Consider the following 20706-nt stretch of genomic DNA (forward strand, 5'->3'; position numbering starts at 1 on the left):
TCACGGCAGCAGCAGCGAGGAATCCCCGTAGCTGTAGAAGCGATAACCGGTGGCGATCGCATGGGCGTAGACCTGCTGCATCCGATCGCGGCCCATCAAGGCACTTACCAGCATGAACAGGGTCGATTTGGGCAGGTGGAAATTGGTCATCAGCCCGTCGATCGCGCGGAAGCGGTAGCCGGGCGTGATGAAGATGCGGGTTTCGTCGGCGAAGGGACGGATCACGCCATCCTCCCCCGTCGCGCTTTCAAGCAGGCGCAGCGAGGTGGTGCCGACCGCGATGATCCGGCCGCCGGCCGCGCGCGCGGCGTTCAGGCGATCGGCCGTGTCCTGATCGATCCTGCCCCATTCGGCATGCATGCGATGGTCGTCGGTATCGTCCGCCTTGACCGGCAGGAAGGTGCCCGCACCGACATGCAGGGTCAGCGTTTCGGTCAGCACGCCGGCCTGCGCCAGTGCGGCGGTGAGGTCGAGCGTAAAGTGCAGCGCGGCGGTGGGGGCGGCGACCGCGCCATCCTCGCGCGCGAACATGGTCTGGTAATCGCTGCGGTCACGCTCGTCGGTGGCGCGCTTGCTGGCGATATAGGGCGGCAGCGGCATGCGCCCGGCCCGTTCCAGCAGGATCTCGACCGGTTCCTCGCCCTCGAAATCGAGGGTGACGCCGCCATCCTCGTCGCGCGGGCCAGCGATCGCGGTCACGCCCGCACCGAAATCGATCCGGTCGCCATCGCGCACCCGCTTGGCATTGCGCAGGAAGGCCTGCCACTGGCGCAGGCCCAGCCGCTTGTGCAGGGTCGCACCGATCCGCGCCTCGCCCCGCATCCCTTCCAGCTGGGCGGGAATGACGCGGGTATCGTTGAAGACCAGCACATCGCCCGCGCGCAGCAGCGATGGCAGGTCGCGCACGATGCGATCCTCCATCGCGCCGTCACCGGGCACGAGCAGAAGGCGCGCCGAATCGCGCGGGCTGGCCGGGCGGAGCGCGATATTCTCCGCCGGCAGATCGAAATCGAACAGGTCTACACGCATGACGACGGCCCTTCCGGGCGCAAACTCACTTCTTCTTGGGGGCGGGCTTCTTGGCCGGGGCAGCCGGCTTCTTCGACGGCAGCGCTGCGGGTTCGGGCGCCGGCGGCGGGGGCGGCGGTGCCAGCACCGGCGGCTTGCCGTCGCTCTCGATCGAGGCCTGCAGGATCACGGTCGGGTCGGCCGGCGGTTCGCCCTCATGGATCGCGTCGACATATTGCATGCCTTCGATCACGCGACCGAAGACGGTATATTTCTTGTCGAGTTGCATGCGCGGCAGCAGCACGATGAAGAACTGGCTATTGGCGCTGTCCTCGCTCTGGGCGCGGGCCATCGACAGGGTGCCGCGCAGATGCGGCATCGGGTTGAACTCGGCCTTGAGGTCGGGCAGCGTCGAACCGCCGGTGCCGTCACCCTTGGGATCGCCGCCCTGGGCCATGAAGCCGGGGATGACGCGGTGGAACTTCAGGCCATTGTAGAAGCCCTGGCGGGTCAGTTCCTTGATCCGCTCGACATGGTTGGGGGCGATGTCCGGGCGCAGCTGAATGCGCACGCGGCCGCCGCTCGACAGGTCGAGATCCCAGATATTCTGCGGGTCGGCCGGAATGGTCGCCGGCGGCAGTTGCGGCGTCAGCTGGGCGCCCAGTGACTTGGCATTCTGCTCCGCCTTCGCAGCGGTCTCCGCCTTCTTCATTTCCTCGGCACCGCCGCCGCCACCGCCGCCACCCTGGGCGAAGGCCACGCTGGACGCGGTGAGGGCGAAACCGATCGCCACGGTCTTGAGCGCGGAAGTGAAACGCATGCGAATAAGCTTTCCTTAGATCTTGCCCGGGAAGGTCAAGCCGTCCTGATAGCGCCCTGATCGGGATTGGCAACTGAACGCGGGCTGAAACGAGACGGCAACATTGGCGACAATCCGTTCCTAACCCTGCCCCTTGAGGCCGAGTGCGGCAACCCGCGCCTCCACCTCCTCGCGCACGGCGGGGCTGACGAACTTGTGGATCGGCCCGCCATAGAGGGCGATTTCCTTGACCAGGCGCGACGCGATCGGCTGCAAGGAGACGTCGGCCATCAGGAAGACGGTTTCGACCCGGCTGTTGATCTGCTGGTTCATGCCCGCCATCTGATATTCATATTCGAAGTCGGCGACGGCGCGCAGGCCCCGGATGATGACGCTGGCCCCCTGCGATTCGGCAAAGTCCATCAACAGCGAGTTGAAGCCGGTGACGACGATTTCGGTGTCGATGTCCGCACATTCGCGGCGAACCATGTCCAGCCGTTCCTCGTCGGCAAACATCGGCGACTTGCTGATGTTGGTGGTGACGCCGATCACCAGCTTGTCGACCAGCTTCGCGCCGCGGCGGATGATGTCCATATGGCCAAGGGTGATGGGATCGAAGGTGCCGGGATAGACACCGATACGCGACTTGCTCATGATCTAGCGGTCCCTCTCCACAATATAGTCGGCAATAGCGCGCAGCAGGTCCGCCTCCGCGCCATGGCCGTGCAGGTGCGCCTTGGCCTGTTCAACGAGCAGACGCCCCTGTTCCCGCGCCCGGTCTACCCCCAGGAGCGAGACGAAGGTTTCCTTGCCGGCGGCGGCATCCTTGCCCAGCGCCTTGCCGGCGAGGGCCGCGTCGCCCTCCACATCGAGCAGGTCGTCGGCAATCTGGAAGGCGAGGCCGATATCGCGGGCATAGCCGTGCAGGCCGGTGCGCGCATCGACCGGGATGCGCGCCATGATGGCGGCGGCATCGACGCAGAAGCCGATCAGCGCACCGGTCTTGAGATTTTGCAGCCGGGTGACGGTGGCGAGATCGAAGCGGGTCTTTTCCGCCTCCAGGTCCATCATCTGCCCGCCCGCCATGCCGGCCGGGCCGCTGGCGACGGCGAGTGCCTTGACGAGGTCAATGCGGACGAAGGCATCGGGATGGGTCTGTTCGTCGGCCAGGATTTCGAAGGCGAGATCATGGAGGCAATCGCCGGCCAGGATCGCGGTTGCTTCATCGAACGCCTTGTGGACGGTCGGCTTGCCGCGCCGCATATCGTCGTTGTCCATCGCCGGCAGATCGTCATGCACCAGCGAATAGACATGGATGCATTCGATCGCGAGACCGACGCGCAGCGCGGATTCGCGGGAAATGTTGAACAGGTCGCAGGTCGCCTGCACCAGCAGCGGCCGCAGCCGCTTGCCGCCCCCGATCGCGGCATGGCGCATCGCTTCATAGAGGCGATGGCGTGGATCGTCGGGGATCGCCAGCAGCGCGTCGAACGCCCGGTCGATATCGGCCGCGACCGTTGCCGCACGGGCGGCGACCAGCGCTCCTGCCGCGCTCCGTTCCATGCAGTGGGTCAATCCGCGCCGAACGGCTGGGCGCCGGTGATGGCGCCGCCGGCATCGACGGTCAGCTTGCTGATGCGCGCCTCGGCCGCCTGCAACCGCTCGGTGCAGCGCTTGCGCAGTTCTTCACCCTGGGCATAGAGCGAGATCGACTCATCGAGCGGGACATCGCCGCTTTCCAGCCGGCGAACGATCGATTCGAGCGCGCGCAGCGCATCCTCGAACGACAATTGGGACAGATCCTTTTGCGGGGTATTTTCCTCAGCCATGCGCCTGCATTGACCGCCCCTGTCCACGGGGTCAAGCGCGGATGACATGGCAGCAGACCCAAGGCCGCTCAATAGTGGGTCAATAGCGCCGCTGTCACGCAAACGTCATGACGTCGCTGCACAGGCGTGGCGGAATTGGGGCAGTTTTGCGTTGACGCACAATGTTGCAAGCGCACATAAAAGGATCGCTATGAAATATTATCTCCCCCTCATCGCCGTTGCCGGCCTGACCATGCTGTCGGCCTGCAACAAGAGTGACGAACCCGAAGTCGTCGGCGGCCCCGCCGATCCGATGGCTGCCCAGCTTGCCAACGCCGCGCCGGTCGAGCTGCCGCCGTCGGTCAAGGCCAACAAGCAGTTCCGCTGCAAGGACAACAGCCTGTTCTTCGTCGACTATATGAGCGACGACAAGAGCGCGATCCTGCGCACCGAAAAGAATGGCGCGCCCACCATGCTGAAGGCTGCCGAAGCCGGCCAGCCCTTCACCGCCGAAGGTGGTTATGAGGTCAAGGGTTCGGGCAACGACGTGACGATCACCGTCCCCGGCAAGTCGGCGCAGGCCTGCCACGTCTGATCGCAGCATTGCCTGAGTCTTTTTTCTGACAGGGGCCGGTTCTTCCCTAGGAACCGGCCCTTTTTTCATGCCCGACGCCTTTCCTGAACGGCAGATAACGTGCCGGTTCAGGATGTTGCCAGCCAGCCGGTGGCAGAACAGCCTCGTACCAGAGATAAACAGGTCGAGGAGATGACCCATGAACTTCAAGAAGAGCCTGATCGCCATGGCCCTGGCGACCGCAACCGTCGCCACCGCTGTTCCGGCGACCTCCTTCGCCCGCGGCCACGACCGTGGCTGGCACCGTGGCGACCGCCATTATGACCATGGTCGCTATTCCGACCGTCGCGGCTATCGCGGTGATTATCGCTGCCGCAAGTCGGGCGGCACCACCGGCCTGCTGCTGGGCGGCGTTGCCGGTGCCCTGCTGGGTCGCGCGGTCGACACCCGCGGCGATCGCACCACCGGCACCGTCGTCGGCGCTGGCGCCGGCGCCCTGGCTGGCCGCGCCATCGACCGCAACAGCAGCTGCTAAGCGACTTAAGGGCGGCGGCCATGACTTGGCCGCCGCCTCCCCATTGTGAATCCCGCGCCACGCGTCTAAAGGCGCGCTCATGTCCAGCAGCGCCCCCCAGATCACCCCGCAGATCGTTGCCGAGCACGGTCTGTCCCCCGAAGAATATGATCGCGTCCTGAAGGCGATCGGCCGCGAGCCGAACCTGACGGAACTCGGGATCTTTTCGGTCATGTGGTCGGAGCATTGCTCCTATAAATCCTCCAAGATCCACCTGATGAAGCTGCCCACCAAGGGGCCGCAGGTGATCTGTGGCCCCGGCGAAAATGCCGGCGTGGTCGACATCGGCGATGGCCAGGCCGCCATCTTCAAGATGGAAAGCCACAACCACCCCAGCTACATCGAACCCTATCAGGGCGCCGCGACCGGTGTCGGCGGCATTCTGCGCGACGTGTTCACCATGGGCGCCCGCCCGGTGGCCAACATGAACGCGCTCCGCTTCGGCCGCCCCGACCACCCCAAGATGAAGCATCTCATCAGCGGCGTGGTCCATGGCATTGGCGGCTATGGCAATTGTGTCGGCGTCCCGACCGTGGGCGGCGAGGTGAATTTCCACCCGGCCTATGACGGCAATATCCTGGTCAATGCGATGACCGTCGGTATCGCCGATACCGACAAGATCTTCTATTCGGCCGCCAGCGGCGTCGGCAACCCGATCGTCTATGTCGGGTCCAAGACCGGCCGCGACGGCATCCATGGCGCGACCATGGCGTCGGCCGATTTCGGCGAGGATAGCGAAGAGAAGCGCCCCACCGTCCAGGTCGGCGATCCCTTCACCGAAAAGCTGCTGATCGAGGCGTGTCTTGAACTGATGGCGTCGGACGCGATCGTCGCGATCCAGGACATGGGCGCCGCCGGCCTCACCTCTTCGTCGGTCGAAATGGCGTCGAAGGGCGGCGTCGGCCTGCACCTCAAGATGGATGACGTGCCGCAGCGCGAAACCGGCATGACCACCTATGAGATGATGCTGTCGGAAAGCCAGGAGCGCATGCTCATGGTGCTCAAGCCCGGTCGCGAAGCCTTTGCCGAGGCGATCTTCAAGAAGTGGGAACTCGACTTCGCCGTCATCGGCCATGTCACCGACACCGGCCGCATGGTGCTGGAGCATAAGGGCGAGATCGTCTGCGACATTCCGCTTGCCCCCCTGGCCGACGATGCGCCGCTCTACGACCGCCCCTCGATGCCGAAGGACGAGTATAAGATCTGGTCGAAGGTCGAGCCGCTGGGTGAGATCGCCGAGAGCGCCGACATCGGCGCGGACCTCGTCACGCTGATGGGCAGCCCCGACATCGCCAGCCGTCGCTGGATCTGGGAACAATATGACCATATGGTCGGCGCCGACACGGTGCAGCGCCCCGGTGGCGACGCCGCGGTGGTCCGCGTCCATGACAGCCGCAAGGGCATTGCCATCAGCACCGACTGCACCCCGCGCTATTGCTATGCCGACCCCTATGAAGGCGGCAAGCAGGCAATCGCGGAATGCTATCGCAACCTGAGCGCGGTCGGATCGACCCCGCTGGCGGTCACCAACTGCCTCAACTTCGCCAATCCGCAGCGCCCCGAGATCATGGCGCAGCTGACCGGCTGTCTGGAAGGCATGGGCGACGCCTGCCGCGCGTTCGACTTCCCGATCGTGTCGGGCAATGTCAGCCTCTACAATGAATCCAAGGCGACCGGCGGTGGCTCGGCGATCCTGCCGACCCCGGCGATCGGCGGCATCGGCCTGCTGGCCGACATCGATGCCATGGCGACCGTGGCGTTCAAGAATGAAGGCGACGCGATCTGGCTGGTCGGTGGCGAAGGCACGCATCTGGGCCAGTCGATCTGGCTGCGCGAGATTGCCGGCCGCGAAGCGGGTGATGCGCCCAAGGTCGACCTGGTGGTCGAGCGCGCCAATGGCGACGCTGTCCGCGCGCTGGTGGTGGCCGGCACGGTCAATGCCGTGCATGACATTTCCGACGGCGGCCTGATCGTCACGATCGCGGAGATGGCGCTGGCCGGCAAGATCGGCGCGACGCTGGACGTGGCGCTGACCACCGCTTCGGCGTTCGGCGAAGACCAGAGCCGCTATGTCGTCACGGCGCCGGCCGGCGTCGAGATTGCGGGCGCGGTCAAGATCGGCACCGTCGGCGGCGACAGCGTGGCGGGCGTGTCGATCGACGCGCTGCGCACCGCGCATGAGGGCTTCTTCCCCGCGCTGATGGACAGCGAACTCTAAATCTTTCCGTCCCGCCGGGTGCAGCGCATCCGGCGGGACAAATTCATCGCAATCTGTCATGATCCACCCCGAGAAAATGGGGAGCGCACCATGCGCGAGAGGATCATCCGGGCAACCTTGGTTGCCGGCACACTCGACATATTTTCCGCCTTCGTCTTTGCCGGCATGGCAGGCACGGCGCCGCATGCGGTGCTGCAATTTGTCGCGAGCGGCCCGCTGGGCGATCGCGCGCGGGGCGATCCCGCCTGGCTATGGGCGATTGCCGGCCTGGCCGTCCATTTCGCGATCATGGCCTGCATGGCGGGCGCCTATATGCTGATTGCACAGCGGCGCCCTGCCCTGCGCGGCCATCCGGTCGTCGCCGGCCTGCTCTATGGCCTGCTGCTCTGGGCAATCATGTACTGGATCGTGCGGCCGTGGCGCTGGCCCGCCATGTGGTTGCCCGCCGCCTATGCCGCGCTGCCGATCGGTCGGATCGCCTGGAATATCGGCAACCAGCTCTTCTCCCACTGCATCCTGGTTGGCCTGCCGATCGCCTTCATCGCGGCCGGGCGCCAGAGAAGATAGTGACGGCGAAATTGACATATCCAGGCCCGTTTGCCTCAGCAGGGCTCGATTTTTGATAGCGCTATCAATTCCTCTCTCCTATGCTCCGCAAAAATGGGAGGAGAGGATATGCGCAAGACCCGTCGTGCCGCCTTGCTGTTGCTGGCTGCGGTCGCCGGCCCGGCTCTGGCAGGCCCCGCGCGCTTCAGCGATTTTCGCTATGACGGGCGCGCGCAGGAGCAGGTGACGCCCGGCCCCGACGAATATCGCAACCCGATCCTGTCCGGCTATTATCCCGACCCGTCCATCACGCGGGTCGGCGAGACCTATTATCTCGTCAACTCCTCCTTCGCCCATTATCCGGGGCTGCCGGTCTTCCGGTCGACCGACATGGTCCATTGGCGCCAGATCGGCAATGCGATCGACCGGCCCGACCAGTTTGATTTCAGCGGCCTGCGCAGTTCGCGCGGCATGTTCGCGCCCGACATCTCCTTCCATGACGGGCTCTTCTATCTGGTCGGCACCTGCGTCGATTGCGGCGGCAATTTCGTGATGACGGCAAAGGACGCGGCCGGCCCCTGGTCCAAGCCGCACTGGCTGCCGTTCGAGGGGATTGATCCGTCGATTTACTGGGAAGGCGACCCCGCCTTCATCGTCAATAATCGCGCGCCGGCCGAACCACCCCGCTATGAGGGGCATCGGGCGATCTGGGTGCAGGAATTTGACTGGCACGCGCTCAAGATGACCGGCGCGGCGACGCAGATCGTCAATGGCGGCGTCGACATCAGACAGAAGCCCGCCTGGATCGAGGGACCACATCTGCTGAAGCGCGAAGGGTTTTATTATCTGATCGCGGCCGAGGGCGGCACCGGCGACCAGCATAGCGAAGTGGTGTTCCGCGCCCGCGACCTGCGCGGCCCCTTCACTCCCTATGCCGGCAATCCGATCCTGAGTCAGCGCAGCCTGGCCCCGGCCCGTCCCCATCCGGTGACGTCGGCCGGCCATGCCAAGCTGGTGCAGACGCCGACGGGCGACTGGTGGGCGACCTTCCTCGCCACCCGCCCCTATGGCCCGGACCTCTACAATATCGGGCGCGAAACCTTCCTGCTGCCGGTCGCATGGCGCGATGGCTGGCCGCATATATTGGAGGCCGGCAAGGCCATTCCCTATGCGGCAAAGCGCCCGGCCCTGCCCATAAGCGATTCAGCTGCGCCGCCGACCAGCGGCGATTTTGCCTATCGCGATGGGTTCGACGGACCGCGGCTAGGCATGGGCTGGATCGGGCTGCGGACGCCCAAGGCGCTGCTTTACCGGCTGGAAGCAGGCGGACTGGTGCTGGACGGCACGACGGCGCTGGGCGACCTCAGCGGCGCCCCGGCCTTTGTCGGGCGGCGTCAGGAGCACCATGTCGCGACCATCAGCACCGACCTGACCTATCGGCCGGAGACGGAGGGGGATCTTGCGGGGCTGGTGGCGGTGCAGTCCGACCGATCCTTCCTGTTCTTCGGCGTGACGCGGAAGGACGGGAAACCGCAGCTCGCCCTGATGCTGCGCGAGGACAGCGATCGTGACAGGCTGGTCGCTGCCGCGCCGATCGATCCGGCCAAGCCCGTCCGCCTGACCATCGCCCTTGATGGCGGCACGGCGCGCTTCGCCTATGGCGTCGACGGGCGGGAGACGGTGTTGGCGCGCGATGTCGATATCCGCTTCCTCAGCACCCATGAGGCTGGCGGCTTCGTCGGCACGGTGATCGGCCCCTATGCCTGGTCCGCGCGCGTCACCCGGCCAATCAGCAACTGATAGACGTCGCGGCCACCCGCCTCGTCATAGGCCGCCATCACCCGGCGCAGCGCGGCGGGGGAGAGCGGCCGGCGCCCCTCGTCCGGCACCACCGCGCCGATGCCCTTGAGATGGCCGAGCAGCGCGCGCGCGCCCTGCCCCTCCAGCAGGACGGTCTCGTCAAAGGCGAAGGCGTCGCCATAGGCCGCCAGCATGGCGCGCAGCGCGTCGAGCGAGGGATAGGCGGGAACGCCGGGCGTCAGATCGCAGGTCGCATGGGCAGCGCGCCAATTGGCAAAGCTGCCCTGCCCCATGGTCGAGAAGATGAGGCTGCCGCCGGGGCGGAGCAGCGCCACCAGCCGCGCGATCGCGGCGGGCAGGTCGTCAAACCATTGGAAGGCAAGGCTGGAGAGGATGAGGTCGAACCATTCGCCCTCGAACGACGGCGCCTCCCCATCCATAGTAAGGAAGGTGCCGGCGACCAGCCCGGCCGATGCCGCGCGGTCGAGCATCTTTGGCGAAATGTCCGTCGCGACCAGTTCCGCGCCGGGCCAGCGGGTCTGGATGTCGCGCGTGAGCAGGCCGGTGCCGCAACCGATTTCCAGGATGCGCGCGACGCCGTCCGGGCTTTGCCGCTGGGCGATATCGGCGACCAAGGCTGCGGCCGTCCGCTGCGGTCCGGCATGTTCGTCATACCGGTCGGCCGCCGCGCCGAAGGACTCGCTTATCCGTTGCTTGCGGACCTGATTCATGGGTAGGCGCATGGCAGACCAATGCCTCGATGGCCAGCATCTTCAAGGATTGCCCGCATGACCGCCGCATCGCCCCGTATCCCCGCCATGGACGTGCTGCGCGGCTGCGCGGTGATGGGCATATTGTGGATGAACATCACCGCCTTCGCCCTGCCGCAGAACGCCTATTTCAATCCGGTCGCGGCCGGGCCGATGTCGGCGGGCGACATCGCCTTCTGGGCGAGCAGCCTGATCCTGGTCGACGGCAAGATGCGCGGGCTGTTCTCGCTGCTGTTCGGCGCATCGATGCTGCTGCTTATCGACCGGGAGGAAATGGCCGGGCGCGACGGCACGCGGGCGCAACTGGTGCGCGGCTTCTGGCTGCTGGCGATCGGCCTGCTGCATCACATATTGCTGTGGTGGGGCGACATATTGGTGACCTATGCGGTGGTCGGCACCATCGCCTTGGCCTTCTCGCAGAAGGAGCCTCTGGCGCTGGTCAAATGGGCGTTCCTCGCCTTCCTTATTCATTTCCTGATCTGTGGCGCCTTCATCGCCAGCCTCTATGGCTGGGCCCATGCCGCAGCCGCGCCCGGCGTCGCCGCCGCAACGCGCGAGGGGCTGGACAGCTTCCTTGCCGGCCTGTCCGACCCCAACAGCCCAATCATCCAGCAGGATATCGCCATCTATACCGGCAGCTTCGGCGGGATCGTGCGCCACCATCTGACCGGCTTTGTCGGCGACTGGCTGTGGACCTTCCTCTTCACCGGGCTCGACACGCTGGGCTTCATGCTGCTGGGCATGGCGATGCTGAAGGGCGGATTCCTGATCGGCCGCTGGCCCGCCGAGCAATATTGGCAGACTGCGCGCCATTGTTTCCTGATCGGGCTGGTGCCGATGATCGGCCTGACCATCTGGGTGGTGGCGAGCGGCTTTGCGCCGCTGACCGCCTTTTCGACCGCGCTGCTCTGGTCCTTCCCCTTCCGCATCCCGCTGGCGGTCGGATGGGCGGCGCTGATCCTGTGGCTGCTGGCGCGGCATCGCGATCACTGGCTGGTCGGCCGGATCGCCGCGACCGGGCGCATGGCGCTCAGCAATTATCTGGGCACCAGCCTCGTCATGACGGCGATCTTCTATGGCTGGGGCCTGGGGCTGTTCGGACAGGTGCGCCCGGCAGCATTTCCGCTCTTCCTTATTGCCGCCTGGGCGGTGATGCTGCTGTGGTCCAAGCCCTGGCTCGACCGATTCGCGATGGGGCCGGCCGAATGGCTATGGCGCAGCCTGCAACGGGGAAAACTGCAAAAGATTCGCAGGAGCGCATGATCTTCTATTGCGATCCATTAGCATCTGACCTATTTCACGGGTCAGGAGAATCCAATGGTCGTCTGTGTTTGCAATGCCATTCGCGAAAAGGATCTGCGGGAAGCGGCGCGCGATGGTGCCGATACCCCCTGTAGCGCCTATGCCCGTTTCGGCCGTCGGCCCAAGTGCGGCCAATGTGTCGGCTATGCCCGCACGATCATCGCGGCGGAGCGCGCGACGGCCTGATATCATTGCGAAGCAGGCGCAGTAAAAGGCCCCTGACAATCGCGAACATCACGCAATAGCCGCCTGAAAAATGGCGGTTTTCTGCGCCTTTCTGGCTTAACAACCGGATGCGAAACCTTTATATGTCCGGCATTCCCAATAACAGCCGGAGCATAGCGCCATGAAGGGCGACCAGAAGGTTATCGATTATCTGAACGAGGTCCTCAAGAACGAGCTGACCGCGATCAACCAATATTTCCTCCACTATCGCATCCTCAATCACTGGGGCATCGAGAAGCTCGCCAAGTTCGAATATGAGGAATCGATCGACGAGATGAAGCACGCCGACAAGGTGGCGGAGCGCATCCTGTTCCTCGACGGCCTGCCCAATTTCCAGCTGCTCGGTCGCCTGAAGATCGGCGAGACCGTCGAGGAAATCCTGAAGGCGGACCTGGAGCTGGAATATGAGGCGCTGCCGGTGCTGCGCGACGCCATCGCCTATTGCGAGTCGATCAAGGACTTCGTCAGCCGCGACCTGTTCCAGTATATCCTCGAAAGCGAGGAAGAGCATGTCGACACGCTGGAAACCCAGTTCGAGATGATCGAGCGCATGGGCATCCAGAATTATGTCCAGCTGCAGAGCAAGGCCAAGGAAGACTGACACGAACGCGCGGGGCCGGCTGTCCGGCGGTCGGCCCCGTTACAGGCTGCGGGGGAAGGCGCGTATCGCCCTTCCCCCGCCCTTTATAGCCTAACCCTGCACCATCGGTGCAGAGCCGGATTTCCGTCAGATCAGTGCGTCGAGAATGCCGATCAGCGGCAGGTCGGCCGGTGGCATGTCGAGCGCATACATTTGCGCAGGCCGCACCCATTGCAGCGCGGTGGCATGGCGCGCTTCGGGCATCCCTTCCCATTTGCGGCAGACATAGAGCAGCAGCAGCAGATGCTTGTTCTCCAGCGGGGCGCTGGCGAAGGTTGCGGGCGCCAGGCAGCTCTCATGGGTGCGGATGCCCAGCTCCTCCTCCAGTTCGCGCACCAGCGCCGCCTCGGGCGTTTCGCCCGACTCGACCTTGCCACCGGGGAACTCCCACAGGTCCGCCATCGGCTTTCCCGGCGGACGTTGCTGCACCAGAACGCGCCCATCGGCATCGATCAGGGCGACGGCGACGACCAGAAACGGGGTAAAACTCTGCATAACGCTCCCTTGCAAGGGCTTTGTTAACCGTGGCTGCTTTACACCCAGATCGTGGAGTGTCTGTAGCCAAGCGGGGTCATATGCGCGCGATCATCGAATTCGTCACGAAATCCGCGCTTTCGCGATGTGAGCGGGGGGCAACCGCGGTCGAATATGGCCTGATCATCGCGATGATCGTGCTGGCCATGATCGCGGCACTGAACAACGTCGCGACACGAACCACCGGCATGTGGAACAACGTCGCCGAAGAAGTTACCAAGCATTAACCAACAAATTCTGACACGCCACTTTCCGCATTAAACTTTTCTCAACCGAGCCAATCTAGAGAGGTCTTCGCTGACCTAATCCAAAGCGGGGCGGCCGGGTAGTTTAACGTAACGTTTGTCAAGGAGACATCACATGCAGTTCATTCGCAAGATGCTGAAGAACGAAAAGGGCGCGACCGCCATCGAATACGGCCTGATCGCCGCTCTGATCGCCGTGGCCGCCATCGGCGCCATGACCAGCCTGGGCTCGAAGCTGGGCAGCACCTTCAACAACGTTTCGGGCAACCTGAAGTAAGCTCGAAACCGATGTTAGAAAAGGGCGGCGGAAGCAATTCCGCCGCCCTTTTTCTTTGCCTGGAATCTGCCGAATCTTACCAGGTGACGATCTTCACCCGATCGCCCGGTTTCAGCACGGAGCGTTCGTTGAGGGCGTTCAGCACCAGGAAGCGCTCCAGCGGATAATCGCTATAGGCCATGCGGCGGCCAAGCGACTGGACGGTGTCGCCCGCCTTGACGGTGACCAGATTGACCCGGCGCGGCTTGATCGCCGCCGCCTCCTGCGCCGACAGGCGCTGGACCGAACGGACCATCGAGTCGAATGGACCGATACCCTTGCCCGCCGGGGTCAGCAGCAGGAAGTGATAGGCCTTTCCGCCGCCGAAATCATAGGCAAAGACGGTCGCGTCGATCTGACCCGACTTGGTGTTGGCGCGCACCGTGCGCCAGGCGGCCGGCAGGCCGTTGGTCGTCGTGCGCTGCACCTCGCCTGCGGGCGGCGCGCCGGCATTGCCGGCGAGTCGCTTGAGCACCGAATCGATATAGGTCGACAGATTGCCATTATAGGCGATGCCGCCAAACTGCGCCTGACCGCCCGAACCGGTGATGCTGACCGCGTCCGCGCCATTTTCCATGCCGAAGCCCGAGGGCGCAGTGAAGGACAGGCGCAGGTCGGGATGGCGGAAACGGCTGCCGTCGATCACGCCCTGTTTGGGATCGTCGCCATAAAGAACGCCATTGAGCGCCGTCAGGAAGGCATCGCGGTTGCGCAGCGTGCTGGTCGCGCCGGTGCGTGACGCCATCTGCGCCGCCCGATCGACGCGCTCGCCCGGATCGGGATGGGTGCTGGCCCATTCGGGCATGGAGCGCGCGTCACCCGACACACGCTGGTCCAGGCTGGTCTGCGCCGCCAGCGAGGCCAGCATGTCCGACAGCGCACGGGGATCATAACCGGCCGAGGCGAGGTAGCGGATGCCCAGATCGTCCGCCTCATACTCCTGGCTACGCGAAAATTTGAGGGTCAGAAGCTGGCTGCCGGTGCCGATCCCCTGCTGCAGCACGCCACCCAGCGCCGAATCGCCCAGCAAGGCGCCGGTCAGCACCTGCAGCAGCGCGCCGCCGATCGCGTTGCGCTGTGCCGCCTGCTGGCGCCGCTGGCCATGCTGGGCGGCGACATGGCCGACTTCATGGCCCAGCACGCCGGCCAGCTGCGCCTCGTCATTCATCAGCGCCATCAGCTGACGCGTGACATAGACATAGCCGCCGGGGATGGCGAAGGCGTTGTTGACCGGCGAGTTGAGCAGGGTGACGGTGAAATCGCCCTGCGCATTGGAGAGGCCGGACTGGACCGCGATGCGGCGCCCCACCGACTCCACATAGCGCGCCTGTGGCCCGACATAGGCGCCGCCAAATTCCTTGAGCAGTTCGGGATGCTGCTTGGCGCCCGAAGCCTTGTCCTGCGCGCTGATCGAGGAAACGGTGCGAATCGCCCGCTGCTGCCCCAGCACCTCCGGCGCCACGCCGGCGACGATCAGGCCGACGCCAAGGCCGGCCGACAACCATGTTCGATTCATTCCATTCCCATCCTTGACACCCTGCCCCCTGTTACCGTGCCGTAACGAGCGAGGACAGGATGCTGTTCCGGGAAATTGACGTCAGATACCGATGGCCAGGAACTTGTCGGCGCGATCGGTGCGCAGCGCCTGCGGTTCGAGGCCGGACAGCGCGTCCAGTTCCTCGCCAATGGCCGCCCCCAGATTGGCGATCGCCTGCACCGGCTCGCGATGGGCGCCGCCCACCGGCTCTGCCACGATGCGGTCGATCACGCCCAGGCCCTTCAAATGCTGCGCCGTGACCTGCATCGCGGTCGCCGCGTCGCTCGCCTTGTCGGCGGTGCGCCACAGGATCGAAGCGCAGCCTTCGGGCGAGATCACCGAATAGACGGCATGTTCGAACATCAGCACGCGATTGGCCGCGGCCAGAGCCACCGCGCCGCCCGAGCCGCCCTCACCCACCACGGCCGCGACCATGGGGACGCCGAGCGCCAGACAGGCTTCGGTCGAACGGGCAATGGCTTCGGCCTGGCCGCGTTCTTCGGCTTGGACGCCGGGAAAGGCACCCGAGGTGTCGACCAGCGTGACGACCGGCAGGCCGAACCGGTCAGCCAGTTCCATCAGGCGGATCGCCTTGCGATAGCCTTCGGGCTTGGCCATGCCGAAATTGTGGCGGACGCGGCTGGCGGTATCGTCGCCCTTTTCATGGCCGATGACCATGACCTTGCGCTCGCCCAGCGTCGCGAAGCCGCCGATGATCGCCTGATCGTCGGCAAAGGCGCGGTCGCCGGCCAGCGGCATGAAATTGTCGAACATGCCCGCGACATAATCCTTGAAGTGCGGGCGTTCGGGGTGGCGGGCCACCTGCGTCTTCTGCCAGGGCGTCAGCTTGGCATAGATGTCCGACAGCATCTTGTCGGCACGCTGTTCCAGCGTGTTGATCTCGCCACTAATGTCGATGTCGCCGACGGAGGCCGTCTGGCGCAGTTCGATGATGCGGGCTTCCAGCTCTGCGACCGGCTTTTCAAATTCGAGAAAGCTTACCATGGCGGATGGCGTTAAGGCGCGGACGCGTCGCCGTCAACGCGGGGATGCGCGATCCTGGCTTGCATGCCGGCCAGCGGGTGCCGACTGTTGACCAGTTCGACCAGCCGGCGGCTGTCGACATGGGTGTAGATTTGCGTCGTGCCGATATCGGCATGGCCCAGCATCGATTGCAGCGCGCGCAGGTCCGCCCCGCCCTCCAGCAAATGGGTGGCAAAGGCATGGCGCAGCACATGGGGGCTGACCCGTTCGGGTGCGATGCCGGCCGCTGCGGCCAGTTGCTTCACAAGCTGATAGAGGCGAATGCGGCTGACATGGCTCTTGCCCGAGGGAAAAAGCCAGAGGCTGTCGGCCGGCACATGGGCGAGCCAGGTGGCGACGGCGGCGCGGGCACGGTCGGAGATCGGCACCAGCCGTTCGCGCGCGCCCTTGCCCTTGATTATGAGGAAGGGGCGATCGACGGCCAGAGCCTTGCGCGGCAGCGAAACCAGTTCGGTCGCGCGCAGACCCGAGCCATAGAGAAGTTCGATCAGCGCCGAGAGCCGCAGGTCGAGCGGCGCGGGATACGCCGTCTCCACCCGCTGGGCGATCAGGGCAAAAAGCGAATCGACCTCATGCGACGACAAGATCTTGGGCAGCGGCCGGCGTGTGACCGGCCGGGGCAATGCCGCGCCGGGATTGTCGGCGCGCAGCCCCTCTTCCTCCAGAAAGGCGTAGAAGGCGCGCAGCGCGGACGCCTTGCGCGCCACGGTGGAGGCCGCGAGCGGCGCCCATTCGCCAGCAAGACGGCCGAGCGTGTCCTGGCTGGCGGCGGCAAGGCCGCCGACAATCTCGCCCGCGCCCTGAAGGTCCGTGCGATAGGCGAGCAGCGTGTTGCGCGACGCGCCCCGTTCCGCCGCCATCATTTCGAGGAAGCGGTCGATCAGGACGGCATCGTCATCCATCGCCCCGGACCGGGTCAGGACAGGCGGGTCAGGGCCTCGGCCGCGATCATCCGCGCCTCCGGGTCCAGCCCGACGCGATGGAGCGCCGCCACCACATGATAGAGATGGCCGGGCGGCAGGCGATGCCAGTCGCGCCCCTGCATGCCGACGGCAGCGAGCAGCGCCACGGTCGCCTTCTCGCCCCGCTGTGCGGCGGCGTCGATCGCACGCGCCCAGCGGCTGTTGGCGGCCAGGGTGAAGCCATTATCCTGCGCCAGCGCGGCCGCATCATTGGCCGACAGGCGCGACAGGCCCGCCAGCGCGGCGATCAGCATCCGTCCCTTTTCAGGGCCGGCATCGCCGACATAGCTGGAGATGCGGCTGCTGCCGCTGTCGACGACCGTGCTGGGCGCGCCGACCGCGAGCAACGCCCAGAAATCCTGTGCGCCATCGCCATCGATCTGGCCGATCGCCTGCGCCCAGCGGGCCGCATTGCGATCATAGCCGGCGGTCAGCATCGCCGCGACCAGATTGGCGGCATCGCGCGCATCGGCCTGCGACACGGGCAGTGCGGCGGCGGCGCGGGCCGTGGCGATCAGGCCGACATAATCGGGCGCGGCATTGCCGCGCCACAGCGTCTGCATCGCCTGGATGCGCGCACCCGCAGTCGGGCCGGAATAGGCATTGCGCAGCGCATCGACGCGATCGGCCAGATCGGACGCGAGATCGCCTTCGCTGCCCAGCTCGGCATAGAAATTGACCAGCGCCTCGCTGGAGAAGACGCCCAGCCGTGCGGCGACTTCGCTGCCCGGCAGGCGACGCACGGCGGTCAGTGCCGGCGCGCGGGCTTCCCAGGCACGGACATGGGGGCCGACGCTACCGAACATGTCGTCGGGGATCGGCACGTTGAGCGCCGTCGCCAAGCCATAGCGCCAGGCGGTGAGGCCATCGACGCCGTCCCATTCGATCTTGACCGAACGACGCGCATTGAAGCCCGCGCCGACCATCTTTTCGGCCAAGCGATAATCGATGCCGCGCACCACGCCCTTGCGCTGGGCCTGGTTGAGTGCGGCGCTGGCCGAACCCTGATCGCCCGACAGCGCCGGGCAGATCGCCCGCGTCATGTCCCAGCCCGGTTCCTTGCTGGTGCGCAGCGCGCCCGCCGACAGCGGGCATAGGCCCGCCGGATCGGCGGTCGCCAGATAGGTCTGCATCGCGATCGCGTAGAGGCGCGGCGTATATTTGTCGGGATCGACGCTCTGCACCAGCAGCCGGGCGCTGTCCGCCTCCCCCATGCGCAGCAGCAGCCAGGCGCGCTCGGCCGCCCAGTCGGCACCATTGATGCCGCGCGGCGTGTTTGTGGCGCCGAGCAGCGCGCGCCGAAGCAGGATGGAGGCCCAGCGCGACAGGATCGGCGCATGGGTCTGCTTCATCAGCGTGGCGAGATAGGGGCCATATTCCGCGCCGAAGGCGTCGGGCTCCATGCCGCGCGTGGCCGGCGTCAGCGGGCCGATGCGGTCGAGCGAGCGGCGCGCGCTCTGCGGCAGGTCATATTTGGCCTTTTCAGCGGCCAGTTCGTCCGCGCTCATCGCCTCGGCGGCATTGTCCACCGCATTGGCGACCGACAGGTCGAGCGGCTGGACGATTTCGCCCGATGGCGACGGCGTGACCGGCACGGTCGGGACGACCGGTGCGGGCGATGCCGGACGGGCCGGCTGCGCGGGCGTGGGGGTCGGCGCCGGGGCCGGATCACCAAAACCGGGCGGCAGCAGCGATTCGGGCGCCTGCTGCGCAACGACCGGCAGCGCCAATGCGAGCGCAAAGCTGCCCAGCGCCCATTTCGCATTCCCCCGCAGGCGGCTCATGCGGCTTACTGACCCAGTTTCTCGGCCGGGATGACCTTCTCGACGGGCTGTTGCGGCTGCTCGCCACCGCGCGACCAGAGCACGCCGATCAGCAGGACAAGAACCAACACCGCCGCGATCGGAAGGATCGGCAGACGGGTGCGACGGCGCGAACCGCCTTCGAAACTGCTCAGGGAACGATTATTCTTCATGGTCTCTTCTGCGGCTGGCCCGGCGATGTTTGCCGGACGACAGGGGAAAGTTGCGTTTGCCTCAGCGACGGCTGGCTGTATAGCCCCCCTCGCCATGCAGCGAAACAGCAAATTCCCGGAGAGCAACGCCAAGCGCGGCCCGATCGTGCTGATCGGCATGATGGGCGTGGGCAAATCCACCGTCGGCCGGCGCCTTGCCGCGCGCCTGGGCCTGAGCTTCGTCGATGCCGATGAAGAGATTGAGCGGGCTGCGGGCATGAGCGTGAGCGAGATATTCGCCCGCTATGGCGAGGCCCATTTCCGCGATGGCGAGCGCCGGGTGATCGCCCGGCTAATGGACGGCGTGCCCAAGGTGATCGCGACCGGCGGCGGCGCCTTCATGCAGGACGAGACCCGTGCGCTGATCCTGGACCATGCCACCACCATCTGGCTGGATGCCGATATCGAGGTACTGGTCGATCGCGTGTCGCGCCGTGAAGGGCGCCCGCTGCTGAAGGATCGTGACCCGCGCATCGTGCTGACCGAGCTGGCGGCAGTCCGCAACCCCATCTACGCGCTGGCGCCGATCCATGTGAAGAGCATCGCCGCGCCGCACGAGGTCGCCGTCGACCGCATCCTGGAGCAGCTATCCGCATGGCACTAGTCCCCGTCGCGCTGGGCGCACGCAGCTATGACATCGTCATCGAACAGGGCGCGCTCGACCGTGCGGCCGATCATCTGGCACGCTATGCCCGTGGCGGGCGGCTGGTGGTCGTCACCGACACCCATGTCGCGGCGGCGCAACTGCCCCGGCTCGACGCCAGCCTGCGCCGCGCCAATATCGTCATCGAACCGATCATCCTGCCGGCGGGCGAACAGACCAAGAGCTGGCGCCATCTGGAGGAACTGCTCGACGCGCTGCTGGCGCTGGAGATCGAGCGTGGCGACCATGTAATCGCGCTGGGCGGCGGCGTGATCGGCGACCTGGTCGGCTTTGCGTCGTCCATCCTGAAGCGCGGCTGCCATTTCGTGCAGCTGCCCACCACCCTGCTGGCGCAGGTCGACAGCTCGGTCGGCGGCAAGACCGCGATCAACGCACGCGCCGGCAAGAATCTGATTGGCAGCTTCTACCAGCCCAGCCTGGTGCTGATCGACCCGTCGGTGCTCGACAGCCTGCCGCTGCGCGAAACCCGCGCCGGCTATGCCGAGGTGGTCAAATATGGCCTGATCGACGATCCCGACTTCTTTACCTGGTGCGAGGCCAATGCCGACCGGCTGCTGGCCGGCGACGCGGAAGCCCGCACCTATGCGATCGAGCGCAGCGTGCGCGCCAAGGCCGCGATCGTCGCCGATGACGAGCGCGAGACGACCGGCCGGCGGGCACTGCTGAACCTTGGTCACACCTTCGGCCATGCGCTGGAGGCCGATACCGGCTTTTCCGACACGCTGCTCCATGGCGAGGGCGTGGCCGCCGGCATGGCGCTTGCCTTCCGCTATTCGGCGCGCCTTGGCCTGTGCAGCGCATCGGACGCGGAGCGGGTGACCGCGCATCTGAAGGCGATCGGCCTGCCCCATGACCTGGCCAGCGCCCATGTAACGGCCGACGGCGCGGCGCTGGTGGCGCATATGCTGCACGACAAGAAAATGGCGGCGGGCACCCTGCCCTTCCTGCTGGCGCGCGGCATCGGCCAGACCTTCCTGTCGAAGGATGTGGTGCTGGACGATGTGGCGGCGTTCCTCGACGCGGACCGCGCCGGCGCCTGACCAGGGCGGCGCGCGGGCGCCAGTCGGCCTTTCATTTCGTCATCCCAGCGAAGGCTGGGATCTGTGGCCTTGTCACGCTTCATTGC

24 protein-coding genes are annotated in these 20706 nt (G+C 65.9%); 12 read left to right on the forward strand and 12 right to left on the reverse strand.

Annotated elements, in window-relative coordinates; all coding sequences use genetic code 11:
• The 5 genes from queA to HH800_RS14960 all read right to left on the reverse strand — a co-directional run bounded on the left by queA (window position 1) and on the right by HH800_RS14960 (window position 3636).
• Window positions 1-1029 (reverse strand): tRNA preQ1(34) S-adenosylmethionine ribosyltransferase-isomerase QueA, encoded by a 1029-nt coding sequence (gene queA, locus HH800_RS14940; RefSeq protein ID WP_169861549.1) that lies wholly within the window; start codon window positions 1027-1029, stop codon window positions 1-3.
• Between the two features lie 25 nt (window positions 1030-1054).
• Window positions 1055-1828, reverse strand: a complete 774-nt coding sequence (locus HH800_RS14945; protein ID WP_004211219.1) for a peptidylprolyl isomerase — start codon at window positions 1826-1828, stop codon at window positions 1055-1057.
• A 120-nt stretch (window positions 1829-1948) separates the two neighbouring features.
• The gene (coaD, locus tag HH800_RS14950) at window positions 1949-2461 is read right to left on the reverse strand and encodes a pantetheine-phosphate adenylyltransferase (RefSeq protein ID WP_004211217.1); all 513 of its coding nucleotides are present in this window, start codon (window positions 2459-2461) and stop codon (window positions 1949-1951) included.
• 3 nt (window positions 2462-2464) lie between these two features.
• Window positions 2465-3370 carry a polyprenyl synthetase family protein gene (locus HH800_RS14955; protein WP_125985182.1) on the reverse strand — a complete coding sequence of 302 codons (906 nt, stop codon included), beginning with the start codon at window positions 3368-3370 and terminating at the stop codon, window positions 2465-2467.
• A gap of 8 nt (window positions 3371-3378) precedes the next feature.
• A complete protein-coding gene (locus HH800_RS14960) occupies window positions 3379-3636 on the reverse strand; it encodes an exodeoxyribonuclease VII small subunit (RefSeq protein WP_004211214.1) in 258 nt (85 codons plus the stop codon).
• A 190-nt stretch (window positions 3637-3826) separates the two neighbouring features.
• Between HH800_RS14960 and HH800_RS14965 the strand changes: the two genes are divergently transcribed.
• The 5 genes from HH800_RS14965 (at window position 3827) to HH800_RS14985 (ending at window position 9327) form a co-directional block, all read left to right on the forward strand.
• Window positions 3827-4210, forward strand: a complete 384-nt coding sequence (locus HH800_RS14965) for a hypothetical protein (RefSeq protein WP_004211213.1) — start codon at window positions 3827-3829, stop codon at window positions 4208-4210.
• A 178-nt stretch (window positions 4211-4388) separates the two neighbouring features.
• Entirely contained in the window at window positions 4389-4724 is a 336-nt protein-coding gene (locus HH800_RS14970) for a glycine zipper 2TM domain-containing protein (RefSeq protein WP_004211212.1), read from the forward strand.
• Window positions 4725-4803: 79 nt separating this feature from the next.
• Window positions 4804-6981, forward strand: a complete 2178-nt coding sequence (gene purL / locus HH800_RS14975; RefSeq protein ID WP_169861550.1) for a phosphoribosylformylglycinamidine synthase subunit PurL — start codon at window positions 4804-4806, stop codon at window positions 6979-6981.
• Window positions 6982-7071: 90 nt separating this feature from the next.
• The gene (locus HH800_RS14980; protein WP_169861551.1) at window positions 7072-7548 is read left to right on the forward strand and encodes a hypothetical protein; all 477 of its coding nucleotides are present in this window, start codon (window positions 7072-7074) and stop codon (window positions 7546-7548) included.
• 108 nt (window positions 7549-7656) lie between these two features.
• Window positions 7657-9327, forward strand: coding sequence for a glycoside hydrolase family 43 protein (locus HH800_RS14985; RefSeq protein WP_169861552.1), 1671 nt, complete (start codon window positions 7657-7659; stop codon window positions 9325-9327).
• On the opposite strand, the gene HH800_RS14990 is transcribed toward HH800_RS14985, so the two are convergent.
• Window positions 9285-10058 (reverse strand): methyltransferase domain-containing protein, encoded by a 774-nt coding sequence (locus tag HH800_RS14990; protein ID WP_169863339.1) that lies wholly within the window; start codon window positions 10056-10058, stop codon window positions 9285-9287. The genes HH800_RS14985 and HH800_RS14990 overlap by 43 nt on opposite strands.
• Window positions 10059-10115: 57 nt before the next feature.
• On the opposite strand from HH800_RS14990, the gene HH800_RS14995 reads away from it, so the two are divergent.
• The 3 genes from HH800_RS14995 to bfr all read left to right on the forward strand — a co-directional run bounded on the left by HH800_RS14995 (window position 10116) and on the right by bfr (window position 12225).
• Window positions 10116-11360, forward strand: coding sequence for a DUF418 domain-containing protein (locus HH800_RS14995; RefSeq protein ID WP_169861553.1), 1245 nt, complete (start codon window positions 10116-10118; stop codon window positions 11358-11360).
• Between the two features lie 54 nt (window positions 11361-11414).
• Entirely contained in the window at window positions 11415-11585 is a 171-nt protein-coding gene (locus HH800_RS15000) for a (2Fe-2S)-binding protein (RefSeq protein ID WP_004211205.1), read from the forward strand.
• Window positions 11586-11745: 160 nt separating this feature from the next.
• On the forward strand, window positions 11746-12225 hold the full coding sequence (bfr, locus tag HH800_RS15005; protein ID WP_004211204.1) for a bacterioferritin: 480 nt from the start codon (window positions 11746-11748) through the stop codon (window positions 12223-12225).
• Between the two features lie 126 nt (window positions 12226-12351).
• On the opposite strand, the gene HH800_RS15010 is transcribed toward bfr, so the two are convergent.
• Entirely contained in the window at window positions 12352-12759 is a 408-nt protein-coding gene (locus HH800_RS15010; RefSeq protein ID WP_004211203.1) for a (deoxy)nucleoside triphosphate pyrophosphohydrolase, read from the reverse strand.
• Between the two features lie 80 nt (window positions 12760-12839).
• Here HH800_RS15010 and HH800_RS15015 point away from each other — a divergent pair, with 80 nt between their 5' ends.
• Window positions 12840-13025 carry a Flp family type IVb pilin gene (locus HH800_RS15015; protein ID WP_048937848.1) on the forward strand — a complete coding sequence of 62 codons (186 nt, stop codon included), beginning with the start codon at window positions 12840-12842 and terminating at the stop codon, window positions 13023-13025.
• Window positions 13026-13158: 133 nt separating this feature from the next.
• On the forward strand, window positions 13159-13320 hold the full coding sequence (locus HH800_RS15020; RefSeq protein ID WP_004211201.1) for a Flp family type IVb pilin: 162 nt from the start codon (window positions 13159-13161) through the stop codon (window positions 13318-13320).
• A gap of 76 nt (window positions 13321-13396) precedes the next feature.
• Here the strand turns inward: HH800_RS15020 and HH800_RS15025 are convergent, their stop codons facing one another.
• The 5 genes from HH800_RS15025 to HH800_RS15045 all read right to left on the reverse strand — a co-directional run bounded on the left by HH800_RS15025 (window position 13397) and on the right by HH800_RS15045 (window position 18877).
• Window positions 13397-14875 carry a M48 family metalloprotease gene (locus HH800_RS15025; protein ID WP_169861554.1) on the reverse strand — a complete coding sequence of 493 codons (1479 nt, stop codon included), beginning with the start codon at window positions 14873-14875 and terminating at the stop codon, window positions 13397-13399.
• An 81-nt stretch (window positions 14876-14956) separates the two neighbouring features.
• On the reverse strand, window positions 14957-15901 hold the full coding sequence (locus tag HH800_RS15030) for an acetyl-CoA carboxylase carboxyltransferase subunit alpha (RefSeq protein ID WP_010337461.1): 945 nt from the start codon (window positions 15899-15901) through the stop codon (window positions 14957-14959).
• 11 nt (window positions 15902-15912) lie between these two features.
• Window positions 15913-16842: a tyrosine recombinase gene (locus tag HH800_RS15035; RefSeq protein WP_169861555.1), complete on the reverse strand. Its 930-nt coding sequence runs from the start codon at window positions 16840-16842 to the stop codon at window positions 15913-15915.
• Window positions 16843-16856: 14 nt separating this feature from the next.
• Complete coding sequence (locus HH800_RS15040) at window positions 16857-18686, reverse strand: hypothetical protein (protein WP_169861556.1); 1830 nt, start codon at window positions 18684-18686, stop codon at window positions 16857-16859.
• 5 nt (window positions 18687-18691) lie between these two features.
• A complete protein-coding gene (locus HH800_RS15045; protein ID WP_004211192.1) occupies window positions 18692-18877 on the reverse strand; it encodes a hypothetical protein in 186 nt (61 codons plus the stop codon).
• Between the two features lie 94 nt (window positions 18878-18971).
• Between HH800_RS15045 and HH800_RS15050 the strand changes: the two genes are divergently transcribed.
• Both HH800_RS15050 and aroB read left to right on the forward strand, forming a co-directional pair.
• A complete protein-coding gene (locus tag HH800_RS15050; protein WP_048937845.1) occupies window positions 18972-19520 on the forward strand; it encodes a shikimate kinase in 549 nt (182 codons plus the stop codon).
• Window positions 19511-20620, forward strand: a complete 1110-nt coding sequence (aroB, locus tag HH800_RS15055) for a 3-dehydroquinate synthase (RefSeq protein WP_169861557.1) — start codon at window positions 19511-19513, stop codon at window positions 20618-20620. The genes HH800_RS15050 and aroB overlap by 10 nt, the downstream gene beginning before the upstream one ends.
• Window positions 20621-20706: the final 86 nt, after the last annotated feature.

The sequence above is a fragment of the Sphingobium yanoikuyae genome (assembly GCF_013001025.1).
GTDB classification, from domain to species: Bacteria; Pseudomonadota; Alphaproteobacteria; order Sphingomonadales; family Sphingomonadaceae; genus Sphingobium; species Sphingobium yanoikuyae_A.

Bases quoted from the DNA above. Each gene is read 5' to 3' on its own strand.
- queA (WP_169861549.1), bottom strand. From the start codon at position 1,029: ATGCGTGTAGACCTGTTCGATTTCGATCTGCCGGCGGAGAATATCGCG.
- HH800_RS14945 (WP_004211219.1), bottom strand. From the start codon at position 1,828: ATGCGTTTCACTTCCGCGCTCAAGACCGTGGCGATCGGTTTCGCCCTC.
- coaD (WP_004211217.1), bottom strand. From the start codon at position 2,461: ATGAGCAAGTCGCGTATCGGTGTCTATCCCGGCACCTTCGATCCCATC.
- HH800_RS14955 (WP_125985182.1), bottom strand. From the start codon at position 3,370: ATGGAACGGAGCGCGGCAGGAGCGCTGGTCGCCGCCCGTGCGGCAACG.
- HH800_RS14960 (WP_004211214.1), bottom strand. From the start codon at position 3,636: ATGGCTGAGGAAAATACCCCGCAAAAGGATCTGTCCCAATTGTCGTTC.
- HH800_RS14965 (WP_004211213.1), top strand. From the start codon at position 3,827: ATGAAATATTATCTCCCCCTCATCGCCGTTGCCGGCCTGACCATGCTG.
- HH800_RS14970 (WP_004211212.1), top strand. From the start codon at position 4,389: ATGAACTTCAAGAAGAGCCTGATCGCCATGGCCCTGGCGACCGCAACC.
- purL (WP_169861550.1), top strand. From the start codon at position 4,804: ATGTCCAGCAGCGCCCCCCAGATCACCCCGCAGATCGTTGCCGAGCAC.
- HH800_RS14980 (WP_169861551.1), top strand. From the start codon at position 7,072: ATGCGCGAGAGGATCATCCGGGCAACCTTGGTTGCCGGCACACTCGAC.
- HH800_RS14985 (WP_169861552.1), top strand. From the start codon at position 7,657: ATGCGCAAGACCCGTCGTGCCGCCTTGCTGTTGCTGGCTGCGGTCGCC.
- HH800_RS14990 (WP_169863339.1), bottom strand. From the start codon at position 10,058: ATGAATCAGGTCCGCAAGCAACGGATAAGCGAGTCCTTCGGCGCGGCG.
- HH800_RS14995 (WP_169861553.1), top strand. From the start codon at position 10,116: ATGACCGCCGCATCGCCCCGTATCCCCGCCATGGACGTGCTGCGCGGC.
- HH800_RS15000 (WP_004211205.1), top strand. From the start codon at position 11,415: ATGGTCGTCTGTGTTTGCAATGCCATTCGCGAAAAGGATCTGCGGGAA.
- bfr (WP_004211204.1), top strand. From the start codon at position 11,746: ATGAAGGGCGACCAGAAGGTTATCGATTATCTGAACGAGGTCCTCAAG.
- HH800_RS15010 (WP_004211203.1), bottom strand. From the start codon at position 12,759: ATGCAGAGTTTTACCCCGTTTCTGGTCGTCGCCGTCGCCCTGATCGAT.
- HH800_RS15015 (WP_048937848.1), top strand. From the start codon at position 12,840: ATGCGCGCGATCATCGAATTCGTCACGAAATCCGCGCTTTCGCGATGT.
- HH800_RS15020 (WP_004211201.1), top strand. From the start codon at position 13,159: ATGCAGTTCATTCGCAAGATGCTGAAGAACGAAAAGGGCGCGACCGCC.
- HH800_RS15025 (WP_169861554.1), bottom strand. From the start codon at position 14,875: ATGAATCGAACATGGTTGTCGGCCGGCCTTGGCGTCGGCCTGATCGTC.
- HH800_RS15030 (WP_010337461.1), bottom strand. From the start codon at position 15,901: ATGGTAAGCTTTCTCGAATTTGAAAAGCCGGTCGCAGAGCTGGAAGCC.
- HH800_RS15035 (WP_169861555.1), bottom strand. From the start codon at position 16,842: ATGGATGACGATGCCGTCCTGATCGACCGCTTCCTCGAAATGATGGCG.
- HH800_RS15040 (WP_169861556.1), bottom strand. From the start codon at position 18,686: ATGAGCCGCCTGCGGGGGAATGCGAAATGGGCGCTGGGCAGCTTTGCG.
- HH800_RS15045 (WP_004211192.1), bottom strand. From the start codon at position 18,877: ATGAAGAATAATCGTTCCCTGAGCAGTTTCGAAGGCGGTTCGCGCCGT.
- HH800_RS15050 (WP_048937845.1), top strand. From the start codon at position 18,972: ATGCAGCGAAACAGCAAATTCCCGGAGAGCAACGCCAAGCGCGGCCCG.
- aroB (WP_169861557.1), top strand. From the start codon at position 19,511: ATGGCACTAGTCCCCGTCGCGCTGGGCGCACGCAGCTATGACATCGTC.